The 18103-nt window shown below is 44.5% G+C and carries 16 protein-coding genes; 12 read left to right on the plus strand and 4 right to left on the minus strand.

Annotation, left to right across the window (positions count from 1 at the left end):
- The first annotated feature begins 1 nt into the window (after position 1).
- The 12 genes from R7O13_RS08640 (at position 2) to R7O13_RS08695 (ending at position 14401) form a co-directional block, all read left to right on the plus strand.
- A complete protein-coding gene (locus R7O13_RS08640) occupies positions 2 to 382 on the plus strand; it encodes an Hpt domain-containing protein (RefSeq protein WP_005377636.1) in 381 nt (126 codons plus the stop codon).
- A 308-nt stretch (positions 383 to 690) separates the two neighbouring features.
- Complete coding sequence (locus R7O13_RS08645; protein ID WP_318303581.1) at positions 691 to 2217, plus strand: sigma-54 dependent transcriptional regulator; 1527 nt, start codon at positions 691 to 693, stop codon at positions 2215 to 2217.
- On the plus strand, positions 2192 to 3262 hold the full coding sequence (locus tag R7O13_RS08650; RefSeq protein WP_318303582.1) for a glycosyltransferase family 4 protein: 1071 nt from the start codon (positions 2192 to 2194) through the stop codon (positions 3260 to 3262). Before R7O13_RS08645 ends, R7O13_RS08650 begins: the two co-directional genes overlap by 26 nt.
- 144 nt (positions 3263 to 3406) lie before the next feature.
- Positions 3407 to 4591 carry a glycosyltransferase gene (locus tag R7O13_RS08655; protein WP_318303584.1) on the plus strand — a complete coding sequence of 395 codons (1185 nt, stop codon included), beginning with the start codon at positions 3407 to 3409 and terminating at the stop codon, positions 4589 to 4591.
- Between the two features lie 11 nt (positions 4592 to 4602).
- Entirely contained in the window at positions 4603 to 5775 is a 1173-nt protein-coding gene (locus R7O13_RS08660) for a glycosyltransferase (RefSeq protein WP_213877484.1), read from the plus strand.
- Entirely contained in the window at positions 5768 to 7198 is a 1431-nt protein-coding gene (locus tag R7O13_RS08665; protein WP_318303586.1) for a lipopolysaccharide biosynthesis protein, read from the plus strand. The genes R7O13_RS08660 and R7O13_RS08665 overlap by 8 nt, the downstream gene beginning before the upstream one ends.
- Complete coding sequence (locus R7O13_RS08670; RefSeq protein WP_318303587.1) at positions 7195 to 8559, plus strand: O-antigen ligase family protein; 1365 nt, start codon at positions 7195 to 7197, stop codon at positions 8557 to 8559. The genes R7O13_RS08665 and R7O13_RS08670 overlap by 4 nt, the downstream gene beginning before the upstream one ends.
- A 115-nt stretch (positions 8560 to 8674) precedes the next feature.
- Entirely contained in the window at positions 8675 to 9799 is a 1125-nt protein-coding gene (locus tag R7O13_RS08675) for a glycosyltransferase (RefSeq protein WP_318303588.1), read from the plus strand.
- Complete coding sequence (locus R7O13_RS08680; protein WP_005377649.1) at positions 9796 to 11229, plus strand: GumC family protein; 1434 nt, start codon at positions 9796 to 9798, stop codon at positions 11227 to 11229. Before R7O13_RS08675 ends, R7O13_RS08680 begins: the two co-directional genes overlap by 4 nt.
- A 221-nt stretch (positions 11230 to 11450) precedes the next feature.
- Positions 11451 to 12569 (plus strand): glycosyltransferase, encoded by a 1119-nt coding sequence (locus tag R7O13_RS08685; RefSeq protein ID WP_053350562.1) that lies wholly within the window; start codon positions 11451 to 11453, stop codon positions 12567 to 12569.
- Complete coding sequence (locus R7O13_RS08690) at positions 12562 to 13752, plus strand: glycosyltransferase family 2 protein (RefSeq protein ID WP_318303591.1); 1191 nt, start codon at positions 12562 to 12564, stop codon at positions 13750 to 13752. Before R7O13_RS08685 ends, R7O13_RS08690 begins: the two co-directional genes overlap by 8 nt.
- Positions 13753 to 13762: 10 nt before the next feature.
- On the plus strand, positions 13763 to 14401 hold the full coding sequence (locus tag R7O13_RS08695; RefSeq protein ID WP_005394228.1) for a sugar transferase: 639 nt from the start codon (positions 13763 to 13765) through the stop codon (positions 14399 to 14401).
- 19 nt (positions 14402 to 14420) lie between these two features.
- Here R7O13_RS08695 and R7O13_RS08700 read toward each other — a convergent pair whose 3' ends face one another.
- From R7O13_RS08700 to R7O13_RS08715, 4 genes are all read right to left on the minus strand, one after another.
- Complete coding sequence (locus tag R7O13_RS08700) at positions 14421 to 14810, minus strand: AAA family ATPase (protein ID WP_053303090.1); 390 nt, start codon at positions 14808 to 14810, stop codon at positions 14421 to 14423.
- Positions 14811 to 14936: 126 nt separating this feature from the next.
- Positions 14937 to 16517 carry a BCCT family transporter gene (locus tag R7O13_RS08705; protein WP_005377659.1) on the minus strand — a complete coding sequence of 527 codons (1581 nt, stop codon included), beginning with the start codon at positions 16515 to 16517 and terminating at the stop codon, positions 14937 to 14939.
- A gap of 362 nt (positions 16518 to 16879) precedes the next feature.
- Positions 16880 to 17395 carry an outer membrane beta-barrel protein gene (locus tag R7O13_RS08710; protein ID WP_005377661.1) on the minus strand — a complete coding sequence of 172 codons (516 nt, stop codon included), beginning with the start codon at positions 17393 to 17395 and terminating at the stop codon, positions 16880 to 16882.
- 199 nt (positions 17396 to 17594) lie between these two features.
- Complete coding sequence (locus tag R7O13_RS08715; protein ID WP_238844466.1) at positions 17595 to 18074, minus strand: outer membrane beta-barrel protein; 480 nt, start codon at positions 18072 to 18074, stop codon at positions 17595 to 17597.
- Between the last annotated feature and the right edge of the window lie 29 nt (positions 18075 to 18103).

The raw sequence follows: 18103 nt of genomic DNA on the forward strand, positions 1-18103 counted from the left end.
TATGACGATAAATAACACATTGACTATCGAGCAAGAATTAGTGGATGAGCATATTCTTCAGCAAATGATCAAAGATACGTGCGCCGAAATCATCCCTACCTTGATTGATCACTATGTCGAAGAGTCACGCGATCGCATGGAGAAAATAGAGCAAGCATTAAGCACAAAAGACCTTCAAACATTAGAGTTCGAGGTTCACACACTGGGCAGTTCTGCTCTCGCTCTAGGCAATCGAACGCTTTCAAGACAAGCAAGAATGATTGAGAAGTACTGTGTCGAAGGAAAAATACCAAAAGCATTGGAGCTTTGTGAAACACTTCCTCAACTCGCCAATGAATCGTTTGATGCGTTAGAAAAGCGAAAAGCTCAAGGGTTTGAGTAGTATCAGTGTCTTACTCCCTAGCGAAGCATCGCGTTTGATAAAGCGCGATGCCGACATCATCTCAGAAATTTAGGCTCCAAATTCAGTCACCCTCGCCAAGCCACACACCTTGAAGTTATTTGGGCATAACTTAATCAATTAAAAAGTATGGATTTTTCGCAAATTTCCTACCTTGTGCTAATACTTAAATAACGCTTTTCTCAAATTGAGAATTTTCAGCACTAGAGAGCAATAAACCACTCATAACGCCAAATAGTAGTGCTGACAAAAATCATAAAAAATGAAACAAACTACGTTGGGATGGGACTATGAGACCAAGGGTGTTACTGGTAGAGGACTCTACTTCACTAGCCATACTTTATAAGCAGTATGTGAAAGACGAACCTTATGACATTTTTCATGTCGAGACAGGTCGCGAAGCGATTCAATTTATTGAAAGAAGCAAACCTCAGCTCATCATTCTCGATTTGAAACTGCCCGACATGTCTGGCGAAGACGTGCTGGATTGGATCAACCAGAATGACATTCCTACGTCCGTTATTATTGCTACGGCACACGGCAGCGTCGACTTAGCCGTTAATCTAATTCAAAAAGGTGCGGAAGATTTCTTAGAAAAGCCCATAAACGCTGATCGCCTAAAAACGTCAGTTGCATTGCACCTTAAACGCGCCAAATTGGAAGATTTGGTGGAAAATATTCAGTCCAAGTTTGATCGCCACAACTATCACGGATTCATCGGTTCAAGTCTCCCGATGCAGGCGGTATACAAGACCATTGATGCTGTTGCGCCAACTTCTGCCAGTGTGTTTATTGTGGGAGAAAGCGGCACAGGTAAAGAAGTTTGTGCTGAAGCCGTCCACCGCCAGAGCGACCGTAAAGACAAGCCTTTTATTGCAATTAACTGTGGGGCTATTCCACGAGATTTGATGGAAAGTGAGATTTTTGGTCACGTTAAAGGGGCCTTTACTGGAGCAACAACAGATCGAAAAGGTGCGGCGACGCTGGCACATGGTGGTACGCTTTTTCTTGATGAGCTATGTGAAATGGAACTTGAGATGCAAAAGAAGTTGCTCCGCTTTCTACAAACGGGCACTTACACTCCTCTTGGTGGCACTCGAGAAATGAAAGTGGATGTGAGAATCATTTGTGCCACCAACCGAGATCCATTAACAGAAGTAGAAGAAGGTCGTTTTCGTGAAGACTTATACTACCGTGTGCACGTTATACCTATCGATATGCCCCCATTACGTGAACGGGGAAGTGACATTGTCACGCTTGCCAGACACTTCTTGACCACTTACGCCAAACAGGACAAAAAGAAATTCTCAACAATCGACAGTGAAGCTCAACATATCATCAAGCATTACGAATGGCCGGGTAATGTAAGGCAACTACAAAACATCATACGTAACATTGTGGTGCTTAATAACGACGAAAAAGTCACGGTGAGCCACCTACCCGCTCAACTCACTAAAAAGTCTAAAGTGACGAAAACAACGACACCTGCGCATGTTGCTCAAGAGTCAGTAAACATTGCACCAATCACACCACCACCTGTTTATACTGAGGAACCTTCACCTTCTGCGGTCGAACCGTCGATTACCGCAGCGGAGCTGCCTGGTACACCGTCCTCTGCTGCTACCTCACCGTACTTTAACTCTGATGGAACCATTCGCCCTATGTGGCAAGTAGAGCGTGAAGCAATTCAGAACGCAATTGCGTACTGTGATGGCAACGTCCTCAACGCCGCTGTCATGCTGGAGTTAAGCCCATCTACGGTTTACCGAAAAAAACAAGCGTGGGAAGCGGATGAAATTAATCTCGAACAATCTTGATAAACCTGCCATTGGTGAAATTTGGATCTTGCTTGATAGCCGTCTATTCGGCGGCATTGAAAGTCACGTTATCGAGCTAGCTCGGGGATTAATCGCCTTTGGAAACAAAGCTCGAGTTGTGCTAACCACTGAGTATTCGCCAGCCGCTCAGATTGTACAGAAGGCAAAAGAAGCCGCGATCCCTGTGAGTTACTTAAACTATTTGTCTGGCGAGCCCAATAAAGCTTTAAAAATTAAACACCTAACAAGCGCCGTCGCCAATCACCAACCCTCAGTGGTTCACTCCCATGGTTATAAAGCGTCGATTTTGTCGCGCTGCGCCAAACTGTTCACCCGTACGTTTCCTCGTTTGATTTCAACTTATCATGCTGGTGAATCGTCCTCAGGGAAACTATGGCTATACGATTGGCTTGATAGAAGCTCAGGCAGCCTATCTGACCATTGCTTTGCTGTCAGTCCAAGTATTCAGCGCAAAGTTTTTTGTTCTTCAGAACTGCTGAATAACTTTGTTTCGATTCCCAACAGTCAACTCAACTATCAGGAGATCGCTTTTGTCGGCCGATTGAGTCAGGAAAAAGGCGCCGATCAATTTATTGAGGTAGCGAGGCTCTGTCCAACATTACAGTTTAGTGTGTACGGTGATGGCCCGGAAAAAGAGTCGCTTAATCAAACTGCCCCTTCAAATGTGACTTTCTTCGGCCATCAAACCGATATGGAAGGTGTTTGGGAAAATATCAGTGTACTTATCATTTCTTCTCGTTATGAGGGTCTTCCTATGGCGGCGCTTGAAGCCATGTCGAGAGGCATTGCCGTGATGAGCTTACGTGTAGGTCGTCTTCCAGATATTATCCAAACGGGTAAAAATGGTTTTATCGTCGAAGACATTCCCTCTCTTGCTAAATGTCTTCATGACTGGATGTCGATTGGTGAAGCGCAACAATCACTCATTCGCCAGAATGCTCGACAAACCATCATTGATGATTTCTCAGCGCAAAGTGTGATTCCCGTATTGCTACAAAAATATCAAATTGAAACGGATCACTAATCCATATTGGTTCTCAATATGAGAATGATGAGTTCCAAACATAAATATCATATAAGATTCAATCACATAAACTAATGGCATATTTTGGCATCTCTATTGCAGCTCAGCAGTTAACGCAGATTAATGATGAGACAGAGGTGACTTATGACTACGCCAAAACGCATTCTATATGTTCATTATGGTGATAATTGGATTCGCGGCAGTGAAGTGGTGCTTCTGGATCTCATTTCAGGAATCGACCGCGATAAGTTTGAGCCATTCGTATGGTCCAACTGCCAACCATTAATCGATAAGTGCCAATCGCTCGGAATTGAAGCGGAACATTCATCCTTCAATTTGGTGGGTGGTTGGAGCGCTCCACGCTGGGATATTAGCGGGTGGAATAGCCTTATCAAACAAGGCTCAGCTTTGATCGAAAAGCACAGCATCGACTTGGTACACGTCAATAGCGGCGGCCCTTGTCAATGGATGTGTTTGGCTGCTCGCATGAATCATATACCACTTGTCACGCAACTTCATTGCCATTATACATTGCGCGATCGCTTCTCTCTCGGACTTCACCTCTCTCCAAAATTGATTTGCGTTAGCAAAGATGTTGGACGCGAAATTCTTCAGGACGGCTACCCGCAAAACCAACTTCATGTCGTACACAACGGCGTGTCACTTCAAGGCGTGGATACACCCATCGACATTAAAGATCGACTCGGAATCCCATCACAGGCCTTTACCTTTCTGTCGGTGGGTTCGCTGATTAAGCGCAAAGGGTTCGACCGCCTTATTCGCGCAATGCGCATGCACAACTACCACCACCACAACCCTCACCTTGTTATTGTTGGTGACGGCGAAGAAAGAGAAGCATTGCAACAGCTTGCCGCGGATCTTGGTATCCAAGAGCGAGTGCACTTTGTCGGGGAGCAACACAATGCCGGAGAGTGGATGTGTGGTAATGCAGACGCTTTTATTAGCGGCGCCTATGAAGAGGCCTTTGGTCTCGTGCTCGGGGAAGCGGCTTTAGCTCAACTGCCTATCGTGGCTCCTAAAACGGGAGGCATTCCTGAGTTGTTCGAGCATAATCACTCTGCATTGCTGTACCAGAACAGTGGAATGGCGAGCCTGTTAAACGCGATTCAACAAGTCATGCAAGACGCGGCATTAAGAAACAAGCTGGCGGAAAACGCTTACCTACATGCTAGCCAGCACTTAACGACGACTGCATCTATCAACGCTATTGAACGTATTTACGAAGGTGAACTTAATAATAACGCCATTACACCAATGCCGATGACTCACTGCATGAAGCCTCTTTCACGCTGGTTGAGCATCAATTGAGGAGCCCGGTCATGAAACGTGTATTGATGTTCGACGCCATCCCAATGCAAGGTGGATCCAAAATCGCGAATGCAGAGCTCCTTAAGCAGTGCGATAAGCTGAACGTGATTGGTTATCTACTCACTACAAATCCAGAGCATTGGGCGTCACTGCTTAGTGATACTCCGCGTGTGCAAGTTATAAAAATAAAACCATCACCATTTAACTCGACTCATGGCCTGACCTACTGGTTGATGAACGCTTACTACTTTCTCCAACTTCTCTACGCGTGCATGAAGCTGCCAAAAATAGATAGCTTTTTGGGCCTATCTTGCCCAAGTAATGATATGCCTTTGTACTTACTACGATTAATTAGCAAAAAGCCTGTGGTACAGATGGTTCATGGTCCTATTGGACGATCGAGATCTGCTGGCTACTGCTTAGTAAAAGCATCGGCAATTTACTACTTGGCAAACACCCGCGAATCAATGGTAGAAGCATTACAGGTCTACCTCAAAACAGAGAAGCCAGCCACCGAACGCTATTGGTGTGGTTTGAATACATCTACGTTTGTTAATGGATTATCGAAAGATCGCTGGCCAAAACAAGCGAATCCGATTTCAAGCCGCGTTTTCTGGGCAGCTAGCTTACTAAAATGGAAGAACATCGATCTTTTGCTTGATGCTTTAACACTTGATGAGTCGAAAAAGATCAAATCCACCGTGTGTTACATCAAACCTAATGTGGCAGGTGTGGAATATTCAACACCGGACTTCAACACACAAGGTGTTGAATGGCATGAGTGCCCAAACAACTTAGATGAATTGCGTTCACAGTGTGGTGTGTTTGTTTCCACCAGTCTCAACGAACCTTTTGGGTTATCTATTTTGGAAGCTCTCGCTGCAGGTATGTGTGTCGTCATTCCACATGATGATAGTTATTGGGACCGCGTGTTAACTCACGGCCGAAATTGTATTAAATACACGCCTAACAATGTGGCTTCGTTACACAACGCAATTCGCCTTTTGAATGAATCGCCGTGGATGAAAGTAACGATGGGTATCGAAGCACTCAATGTTTCTCAACTATACACAGCCGAACGTTGTTATTTACCAATCGCCCAACACCTCGCTAGCGAAATTGCTACCAACAATGATTGCACACTCAAGACACCGCAAGACATCAAAGGATATGATCATGTCTAAAGCAATGACCAACATGACGCTATTTGCTATCGCCTTAGTGATCAATAAAAGCATCAGCCTAATCATGCTGCCTGTATTGCCCCACTTTCTCTCACCAGAGCAAATGGGCAAGCTTGAGCTTCTAACAACCTTTGGTGTTGTTACGACCTTGTTCGTCAGTTTCGCTTTGCATGAAGCGCTTTATCGATTCGTCGGCGTTGAAAAGGATCAAAATACGCGCACAAGTCTACTAAACCAGCTGTACTCACTTGCTTTACTCATCGCTGGCGTCGTCGCTCTTAGCTTGCTCACTATCATTTTAATCGCCCCCATTCCCGCGCCTTTTACGCGAGTCGAATTCGCTATTGTTATGTTTGCTATCGTTCTAGAAGGCAGTATTGCAATCGGCACCGCCTGGTTAAGAACACAAGACGACAAAGCAAGAACACTGCTTAACGTCATGGTCACTACCACCATTTTTCAGGTCATTTTTATCGTCGCGGCGCTGTCTGTTCATCCCCATGTTATTTCTGTTTTGTGGGGGGGCTTGTTAGCTGCTATTACTCAATTTGTTTGGCTGCACATCGTGAACCATTACAACGTCACCCTTCCTAAGCTGGCATTGGCAAAACAATACCTAAACTACTGCCTACCAATGATGATGGCCGGTTTAGTAGCATTTTGTCTCAATGGCGCTGAACGCTGGTTCATTGGTGCCAACACTTCTCTTGCGACGTTAGGGATTTACGCGATAGCGGTAAAATTTGCAGTGGGCATGTGTATTTTAGTGCAGCCGTTTGGCATGTGGTGGATGCCACGTCGATTTAACTACTTAGAAGGGCGCAAGAACACTGAAGCAGTGCGCATCACACACTTAGGTATGATTTACATTACAGGTTTGAGTGTAGTGGTTGGCACATTAGCAATGGTGATGATCACCCACTTACTGCCAGAAACCTATCATGAGGCGGTACTATTCAGCTTATTCTTGCTACCTATCGCCATGTTAAAAGAATGGAGCGAGCTGATTAACATCTCCATTTTGTACAAGCGTCGTACTCGCTGGCTACTGGGTATAAATGTCGTCTCTGCGTGCGTTGCGATTGCTTTGCTGTTTGGCTTATCTTCTCTGGGCATTTATGGTGTGTTCATTGCGCTTTATTACGCACAACTGTGTAAGTTGGGCCTGACTTATGTAGTAGGCCAACAATGTATGACGTTGCCTTTTCACCTCAGTTTGATGGTTTTATTACAGATTATATCCGGTGTGGCACTGTTCCTGCTTCACTCTTCACAATCAATAGGCATCGCCATCGCAATTTGCATTTTGACATGCAGTTTGCTGGCATGGATAGCCACTCGCTACATGAGTAAAGAGACGCTAAATGCTCTCACTCGATACGTAGTGAAAAGGCGTGGACAGGTGAAGAGATACTCGTTATGAATGAAACCAAGGTGAGAACAAAACATTCCATCGCAGCACTGACGATCACTGTCGGTATCGGCCTGCTTTGGATTGTTATGCCTCATCCCATTTTGATTGTTGCGTTGTGTTTCGCACCACTCGCGTTACTGTTTGTTCTCAATCAAACGTTTTGGCTTGTCACACTGTTCGTTATTTTTTCATTCTTTCGTATTCACGAAGCCTTTCCTGTTATCTATAACTTCAAGATCCCATTACTCTTATCACTGGGGGCACTCGCCGCACTCGCTTTTCACCTTCTTATAAGCCGCCAGATTACAGCTTTTTGGCACCCTTCATTAAAGTGGCTGTGTATATTTTGGGGTCTGGTGATCATCGGAATCATATTCGCTTCCAGTCGTGATATCGCAATAACGGTGTTCAAAAATACCTATTGGAAAATCATCATTATGACGTTGGCCATCACCTGGCTTATTACTAAACCTTCACAGCTCGCTCAGATGTCAAAAGCAATTATTTTCGCCGGATTATTGATTGGCTTAGTGGCATTACAAAACGCTGCGAATGGCATTGATTTAGTCGAAGGAACGCGCGTGTCAATAGGACGATCCATAGGTTCAGTACTTGGCGATCCTAACGATTTGGCACTAGTGCTGATGTTCCCCCTTGCCTTTACCGTTAGTCAATTGATGGAGAAGCATTCCCCCAAGCATCTCAGGCTCTTTGCCCTTATCACCTGTTTGGTTTTGTTCTTTGCGATCATTGAGACGCAGAGCCGCGGGGGGTTACTAGGTTCACTGTCTGTATTTGCCTACTTTGCTTTTAAACACATCAAAAGCAAAACATTAGTCTTGGTATTAGGCGCTATCGCAGCGATCGTACTCTACGCATTCGCTGGTATTTCAGGACGAGAATCGGGGGGAGCCGCTGAGGATGGTATAGATGCCTCTGCGATGGGGCGACTTTATGCGTGGGAAGCGGCATTTAAAATGGCGCTGCATCACCCGTTGACTGGCGTAGGTCTAGATAACTTCTACTTTAATTACTATTTCTACAGCCCACACTGGGATGGTATCAACCACGCCGTCCATAGCACTTGGTTTGGCGTGTTAGCAGAAACGGGTTTTGTCGGGCTCGCGGTGTTCATTACTTTAATTGTGTCATTGATCCGCACCTCTTTGCATTCCATCTCATTGTTGACACCAAAATCAGATTACACCCTCTCTGTAGGAGCAAACGCCGTGTTAAGTGGGCTTATCGGTACCATCGTATCAGGCACGTTTCTGACTCAAGGTTTCACTTGGCCAATTTACATTCTGGCAGCATTAACGGTTGTCGTTAGCCGAATCGTTCAAAGTGATTGTCAAAATGAGAAACCCTAATTTCAAATACCAATAGAAAGTCTAATTACCTGTTTTATAACAAATAATTCCTTGGCACGCATTGTGATTACTCACTTAATTAGTAATCAAATAACCAAGACTCAAGGAGAGCCACATGACAGACATCGTAGTATTTGGAGAAGATTTTGGTGGGTTACCCTCTTCCACTCAGCATATTGTCAAGCGACTAGCAGCGAACCATCGCATCCTTTGGGTTAACTCCATTGGCCTTCGTCAACCTAAGCTGGATTCTAAAGACATACAGCGTGCGTTAAACAAACTCACTCGTGTATTTCATAACGTAGGCTCACACAAGCCAACATTGGACTCTGAAACAAGCCCAAACATTCACATCATCAACTTGCTCACCATTCCTGCCCCTAGCTCTGCATTAGCAAGAAAAGTGGCCGCTAAGATGATGAAACACCAACTCAATAAACAATTACAAGCTCTTGGTTTTGATAAGCCTGTATTTTGGACGTCGCTCCCGACTGCTGCCGATCTTTGTGCAGAAATGAACCCACGTGGACTGATTTACTATTGTGGCGATGACTTTAGCGCTTTAGCTGGTGTTGACCACGACACGGTGGCCAAGCACGAACATACTCTTGTTAATGCGGCCAGCGTTATCTTTACGGCAAGCGAAACACTCTCCACCAAATTTCCATCTGGTAAAACCGTCACTTTGCCTCACGGTGTCGACTTTAGTCTGTTTTCTGAGCCAGCACCTAAGGCTGAAGATTTTCCTAATAATGGTCGCAAAGTGCTGGGCTTTTATGGCAGTTTGTCTGAATGGTTAGACTACGACTTAATTGCCCAAGTCGCAGACCAAGCGCCTGACTGGGATCTCGTGTTCATCGGCCCTAACGAGTTCAGTGATAATCCACTTCCACAAAGATGCAACGTATACTACCTGGGCCCGAGAGCGCATCACACTCTGCCACGTTACTCCCAACACTGGGATGCCAGTTGGTTGCCCTTTGTTGATAACGCTCAAATCAAGGCATGTAATCCGCTTAAACTTCTTGAGTACTTGGCAACAGGAACCCCTGTTATCAGCACACCGTTTCCTGCATTAATGCCCTACAAACATATGCTTCATGTGGTTCAAGATGTCGAAGACGTGCGTGCCAGTCTCGATCACCTCCTACCGCCACCGACAGATTCAAAGTCATTTGTTCAACAGCAAAGCTGGGAAGCAAGAGCCAACCAAGTTGATAAATTAGTGAGGGCGCTATGAACGATTTAAGAGAAAACCTCAGCGTACTGTTACATGGAGCTTGGAGACGTCGCTACATGATCGTTATTCCTATGCTTGTATTGCCTGTGCTGGGTTTCATCGTAAGTAAACTGGTTCCGACGACTTATGTTGCTCATACCAGCATGCTTATTCAAGAGACAGCGAAAATGAACCCGTTCCTTCAAGACCTTGCCGTCTCAACAATGCTTAAAGACCGATTGAGCGCACTCAGTACTCTGCTAAAAAGCCGACACGTTTTGTATTCTGTCGCAAAAGAACAATCGCTGATCAATGACGAGATGAGTGCAAAAGAGCAAGAGTTCATCATAAAAGATCTTGCGTCGCGCCTGTCTGTTCAGCCACTCGGTAAAGACTTCATTCAAATTCAATTGCAAAGTGGTAAATCAGAAGGAATGGAGTCGATGCTCCTCTCTGTCAGAGAGCATTTTGTCGAACAGCTTTTGGCTCCTGAGCGTTCTTCGATTAAAGATTCGAGTCATTTTTTGACTATCCATATCAACAAACGCAGGGAAGAACTAGACAAGGCAGAGCAAGCCTTTGCAGAGTATAAAAATACTTACTCAGACGCGACGCCCGAAATGCAAGCTCAAAGCCTTACTCGCCTTGCTAGCCTCAAACAAACGCTAGCCGAAAAGGAGGCGGAGCTTGCTGGTGTTTCACGAAGTCTAGGCAGTTTGGATCAACAACTATCCAAAACGAACCCGGTTATCGGTAAACTGGAAGAGCAAATCATCGACATTCGTAGTGAACTTACCCTGCTTCGCGCTAAATACACAGAGGCGCATAGTTTAGTGCAAGGTAAGTTGCGAGAATTAAACCGGTTGGAGCAGGAACGCTCGGTACTCTTGAACTCTAAACAACCAGAACTAAACAGTGCTCAACTATGGGATATCGCGAGCAATACCACAGTAAACAGTCTTGGCGAAGCACAGCCTCTACTTGTCTCCCAACTACATCAATTACAAATGATGCGCGGACGTTTTGAAGCACTTACGGAAGAAACCAACAGCTTGCGAGACATGATCCAAGAATTAGAGCGAAATGCGCACCAATTTGGGAGCACGGCAACAGAAATCAACCGCTTAGCTCGTGACGTCGCAGTGAAGAGAGAAATGTATGACGAACTCGTCGAACGCTATGAGATGGCCCAACTAACAGGCTCTTTGGGAGAGTTTGAAGAGAATAAGCGCGTAAAAATCATTGATGAACCGTTCACGCCAACGATTCCAACTAACTTACCTAGTTTTGTATTTGTCATTTTAGGATTTATTGGTGGCGCTGGTTTAGGCATTGGATTAGCGACGATACTTGAGTTAGCCGATAACTCTATCCGCTCTAAAAGAGCATTAGAAAAACACCTTGGTGTTCCTGTCATCACCACTTTACCTAACGTAGTGTACGGAAACTAACCGCCATAAGAACTCATTTACAAGCACTCGGTCTGCGAGTGCTTTTCTTTTACTACTGCCTTATACAGCCTCATAGCATGTCCACTAATATGAATCTCAAATTGAGAATAAACATAAAGTCTCACAAGCATCAATATTAACTTATTGTTTTTAAATGATTAATTTTTTGGCACGCAGTCTGCAACTCCTAAATAAACAAAGAACTCAACGAGGGTTTGAAAATGGAATTCAGACAAAAACACAATAACACTAAGCACAGCAAAAAAGTGATATTACACGTCGTGCAACACTTAGCTCCTGGTGGTTTAGAAACGCTCGTACTAGAAATGCTTCGTTTTGCGCAGCCAAACCATTCCGTTTTTGTCGTGAGCTTAGAAGGAAGCAAAGAACATGCACTACAAGGCTGGCAAAAACTATTGCCCTACCAAGGCCAACTGCACTTTCTTAATAAGAAACCTGGATTCAGCGGAAAAACCATCAGTACGCTGACTTCCATGCTCAAAGGACTTAAGCCTGACGTGGTCCACACCCATCATATCGGCCCACTTCTGTATGGTGGTATTGCTGCACGTTTAGCGCACGTACCTGTAGTGATTCATACCGAGCACGACGCATGGCACCTTAATAACAAAAAATCAGCTCGACTGCAGTCCCTACTGCTAAAAATGATTCGCCCGCAAGTAGTTGCCGATGCTAACTTTGTCGCCCATCAAATACAGACTAAGTTAAAGTATCGCAAAGTTTGTACTATCCATAACGGGATTGACTGTCAGAAGTTTAAAAGCGGTGACCAAACGGCAACAAGACACTTGTTTGAACTTCCAACCGACAAAATCGTGATTGGCGTTGCCGGGCGTCTAGAAGCAGTTAAAGGCCATAAAGTGCTTATCGAAGCATTCTCTCATCTTACGCCAAACACACACCTAGCCATTGCTGGAGATGGTTCTCAGCGAGCTCAATTGGAAGCACAAGTTAGAACGTTAAAACTTGAAGATCGAGTAACCTTTTTAGGCTTGGTCGACGATATGCCCAGCTTTTACCAAAGCCTAGACTTGTTTTGCTTACCATCACTTCAAGAGGGATTTCCTCTCTCAACCCTCGAGGCTCAAGCATGTGACATTCCTTGCGTCGCGACGGATGTTGGCGGCGTGAAAGAGACGCTCTGTCCGAACAACAGCACACTGGTTGAAGCAAATCGCGTGTTTTCGTTGGCCGAAGCGTTATCACAGCAACTGGAATCATCACACCGCTCTCCTCGAACTTTTATTCTCAAACACTTTGATATCAGAGACATGGTGAGTCGCTACTCACGTTTGGCCAAGGAGGCTAGCTATGAATGATTTACTTTGGATTATAGGGTTTGGTTTATCCGCGTTTTTGATTGTCTATCATCACGTTGGGTACCCACTGCTCCTTAAGTGGCTTCCTTTAAAACAGCAAGACGAAACCAAAGCACCATTTGTAGAGCGAGCTTACAAAGCCTCCAAAACAGACAGCCAGCTACCCTCTATTACTGTCATCGTGCCCGCCTACAATGAAGAACAATGGATAGCAGAGAAGATCCGTAACCTTGCGAGCCTAGACTACCCGAGGGATAAATTAAGAGTAGTGATCGCATGTGATGGCTGCACAGATAACACAGCCGAGATTGCTCAAGCGACAATTCAAGAAGCAATCTGCTCTGATACTCTGTTCATTATTAATGATCACCAAGTCAATCGCGGTAAAGTTGCCCTACTCAACGAAGAAATGCGTCATGTTAGCTCGGACATTACCGCACTGAGTGACACGTCGGCATTGATTTCTTGCGATTCTCTATTGCTAGCTAGTCAGCATTATCAAAATGAGAACGTTGGAGTGGTTAACGCAACATATCAAATAATGAGCACTGATAACCAAGGTGAAGCGGCGTATTGGCAATACCAGTCTCGAGTAAAGCATCAAGAATCCTTGTTAGGTTCAACGATTGGTTCCCACGGTGCATTTTACACTTTCAGAACTCACTTATTTGAACCACTGGAAGTCAGCACCATTAATGACGACTTTATTCTCCCTATGAGAATCGTTTTGCGAGGCTATAGCGCTATTTACGAGCCAAACATGCTGGCTCTTGAACTAGAACAGAGCTCAGACAACGCAGATTTCAAGCGGCGCCTAAGAATTTCAGCAGGTAACATGCAGCAGCTCATGCAATTAAAGCAATTACTGCTACCTCGTTATCGTGGCACTGCCTTTGCATTTCTATCGGGAAAGGTTCTACGCTTAGCAACACCCTATTTGATGATTGTTTGCTTTATTTGCTCACTACTACTGGCACACAATCCGCTGTTTCAAGTAATGCTGTTCGCTCAAGTTGGCATTTATAGCATCGCGCTTATCACTTACTTGATGCCAGCACTTAACACAATTAAACCTTTTAAGCTGATTAGCTACATCGTCATTGGTCATCTCGCTAACTTTATCGGCGGTATGAAGTATTTACTCGGAATGGAAAATGGACGTTGGAAACGCGTCAACCAATAAGGAAAGCATCATGAAAAACTCACGCTACGATTCAAATGTATGCCACGCGAAAAGAACGTTTGATGTACTGGTTGCAATGTTTATTTTGCTCGTCACTGCACCGCTATTCCCATTTATCGCGCTAGCTATAAAAATCACATCGAAAGGCCCAGTGATCTATCGTCAACTGCGTGTTGGGCGCTGTACACCAGAAAAAATGGATCTTTTTCAAATCATGAAGTTTCGCACCATGTATATTGATGCAGAGCAACGCTCTGGCGCAGTATGGGCAACTGAAAATGATCCTCGCATCACGCCAGTAGGACGCTTTTTACGCAAAACGCGTTTAGATGAACTACCTCAACTGTTTAATGTGTTGAGAGGTGAAATGTCGATGATCGGGCCACGTCCAGAGCGCCCTGCTTTCTACCAAAAGTTAGAAGATGAAATTCCTTATTTTGTGGAACGCACATATGGCGTATTACCAGGAATTACAGGCCTAGCGCAAGTTAACCAAGGCTATGATGCTTGCATTGAAGATGTACGACGTAAAGTTGGGTTTGACCACAGTTACGCACTAAGCTTAGGTTCGTTCTACTCTTGGATTTCAATGGACCTTTCAATCATGAGCAAAACATTCGTTGTGATGATTGACGGACGAGGTCAGTAACCCCTGGTTCTGGTAACGGTCACTCTTGCCACTGGCGTCGCATCTTTTCTATCGTCGCTGGTGGCACATCATGAATGCTTTGATACGCTCCGTGGCACACTTTAATTTCCACCTCGATGCGCTTCTTCATGCAGTAGTCCATGTAACGCTTCATCTCCCAATGTCGAACAAACGTATTGCTCACAATCACAACTTTCCCTCTGTTCAACCACTTTCTAGTTTGCTGAAAACACCACTCATGCGCTTGAGGTAATTGAACTGGTTCAAAGTGATAATCACCTTCATCATTTTCAAAATACATGTCAGCTTCAAAATGCTTAGCACCAAGATCTATTGCCAATTGTTTTGCTAAGGTTGTTTTACCTGAACCCGGAAGTCCACGAATAAGAATGAGTTTAGCCAGTGACATAATACAGTTTAATGAGGTGGGAATAAGCCTAAACTGTAACGAAATTATTGGAAAAGAAAAGTAGAAATAAAAAATGCCGAGCACATTAGGCTCGGCATTTAAACTCAATCATGGATCGTGTTGTATTTATTTGTAAGCTGGCAGTTCTGTTCTTAACCCTTTCACCAAACTTACGCACATCAACAGCAGAACAAAAGTAAACGGTAACCCTGTTGCAACAACGCCTGATTGCAATGCTTGCAAGGCTTCTTTACCACCAACCCACAGCATTACGGCTGCAATTGCGCCTTCAATACACGCCCAGAAAATGCGTTGCGGTACTGGTGCATCAATCTTACCACCGGCGGTAATACTATCGATAACCAGCGAGCCAGAGTCTGACGATGTAATAAAGAATACCAGAATCAGCACGATAGAAAGCATTGAAATCACTGAGCTATACGGAAGCGCATCGTAAACATGGAACAGAGTCAATGAAATATCAGTTAGGCCATTTGCACCTAGCTCACCAACTTTATTCACCACTTGGTCAAGCGCGATACCACCAAACACAGACATCCAAATCAAAGTAACAACTGTAGGAATAACGATGACTGCGAATAAGAATTCTCGAACCGTACGACCTTTAGACACACGCGCGATAAACATACCAACAAACGGTGACCAAGATACCCACCAAGCCCAGTAGAATACCGTCCAGCCGTGCATCCAAGTTTCATCTTCACGACCGTGAGGGTTACTCAATGGAATAATATTTTCAATGTAAGCCATTGTTGTGTCGCGTAGCGAGCTCCACGCCGTATCAAACGTGATGAAGGTAATGAAAATAAGCAGCGCAAACGCAACCACCATATTGACGTTACTCAGTAGCTTAACACCACCATCAATACCACGAATCACTGATAGCACCGCGATAAAGGTAACGAAGGTGATCACAATCATTTGTGTACCAATGCCGCCTTCTAGACCAAAGACATGGTTAATACCACTGGTCGCCTGCTGAGCACCTAGACCTAGCGACGTTGCAAGACCAAATAGCGTCGACAAAACGGCAAGGATATCAATAACGTGACCTAACCAACCCCATGCACGGTCACCAAAAATTGGATAGAACGCCGCGCGCAATGAAAGTGGTAAACCTTTGTTAAAGGCAAAAAACGCTAATGCTAGTGCAACGAGTGCGTAAATACTCCAACCATGTACACCCCAGTGGAACATAGTGGCACCCATCGCGAGGGATTTTGCTTCTTCGGTGTATGGTACTGCGTTAAGTGGCATTCCCCACCAATCAGTGAAATACGCGGTCGGCTCAGCCACACTCCAGAACAGAAGACCAATACCCATACCCGCGGCGAAAAGCATCGACAACCAAGAAACGGTTGAGTGATCCGGCGTTGCTTCTTTGCCTCCTAAGCGGATTTTACCTAGCGGAGAAAAAAGAAGAGCAACGGCGAACAATAAGAAGAAGTTTGTCGACCACATAAAGAACGCATCAAACTGTTCGATAATTCCGTTTTTTAGACCGTTTAATACGTCACGAGCAGTGGTTGGCTCAACAAGAAGAAGTGAAATCAGGCAGAAAACAACGAGCCCCGCACTAATGCCAAAAACCGGGTTATGTATATCGAATCCCCACTTTTGAACGTTATCCTGTCCAACCTGATAATCGGTTGTATCAATACTATATTTTTTAAATGCATTATCCATAAATACAAATTTAACGTGAATTTGAAACGCCCCTCAGGTGAGAAGAACTCCAATACCGCCCTCCATTAATTTGAACTCTAAAGTTTTAAAGCGGGACTAATTTTAGCAGCAATCACATATTTTTGCAAAAAGTCGTGATTTATTGCATTTTAAGCTCAATTCAAGACAGATGAAGGGGAAATAATATCAACACAAAAATTATGAGGTCTAACGATTGATTTTGTCGTAGGTTGTAGACTAGAAAAGACACAAGAAATACTTAAGTTCATAGCCAGTCACTGCGCAAATAGAGAAGACCTGCGCTGATTTGGTTTCACAATTAACGACGAAACCAAATCAGCAAACCTTTCATCCAGCGAGCGTTATAAGAAATGGAAGGTGATGTTCCCTGTTACGCTGCTAACGGTATCGCTATCGCCTTCAATATCCACGCCAAACGCTTGATAACTCGCGCCCACAGACACATTGTCAAGCAAGAAGTATTCGGCACCAACACCATACATATAAGAGACGCCATCATCTTTGTCTAAGTTTCTCAGTCCGCCGTCATAATCAACGTTGAATGCATTGATGCCGCCTTTTGCGTAAACGTGTAACGGGCCGAAGTCGATACTAGGTTTCGCCGCTAAATAGAATGAATCAAAATCAGCACTACCCCTGCTGCCACTCAAAGATAAATCCACTTTGCCGTGGTTAAAGTAGCCTGCTTCAATGCCAATGAATGGCAAAATACCAGTACCGACATGAATACCATAAGTTGTATCATTTTCGCTGTCGATATCGGACTGACCAATTTGACCACCAGCGTAAATCCAAGAGTCAGCCATTGCTGACGTTGAGCACAACGTTAGAGCGAATAACGAGAGTGTTTTTTTCATACTATCCCTTCCTGATCGATTCCTAAGCGAAACATTACGCAAATATGCGCATTTAATCGCCACTATATATTGGAAAGCATAGGCATTTTAAGACTCTAAAAATGAATAATTTATGTTCAACTTTTGTTTTGTGACTTCCAGACAAAAAAACACCGACATAAAGCCGGTGTGTTTCATATGGTGTTAGAAAGCTTGACGCTTATAGGAAATGTAGTGTTGCGTTAACAGAGAACGTGCTGATATCGTCTTTACCAGCAGTGTAGTTCATGTAGCTAGCACCAACAGACATTGGGCCAAAAATGAAGTACTCAGCACCCACACCGTACATTAGGTCCAAATCGTCATCGTCTTTGCCGCCTTTCACTTTTTTGTCCCACTGATGGAAACCACCTTTTGCGTACACGTGTAGCGGACCGAAGTCGATACTTGGCTTAAGTGCTGCGTAGTAAGAAGTTAGCTTAGTGTCTTGACCATTTACGTTGAACTCACCGTGCTGTGTTAAACCAGCTTCAACACCAATGATAGGTAGAATGCCTGTACCAACGTGAACAGAGTATGATGTGTCCGTCTCACCTTTGTAGTCAGACTGACCTACTGTTGCACCACCGTAAATCCAAGAATCCGCCATTGCCGCAGAAGATGCGCCAAGTAGCGCCACTGCTAATAGAGTTTTTTTCATCATCTACCTTTACTCTTTATTATTCCCAC

The sequence above is a fragment of the Vibrio sp. Y176 genome, from assembly GCF_033438945.1.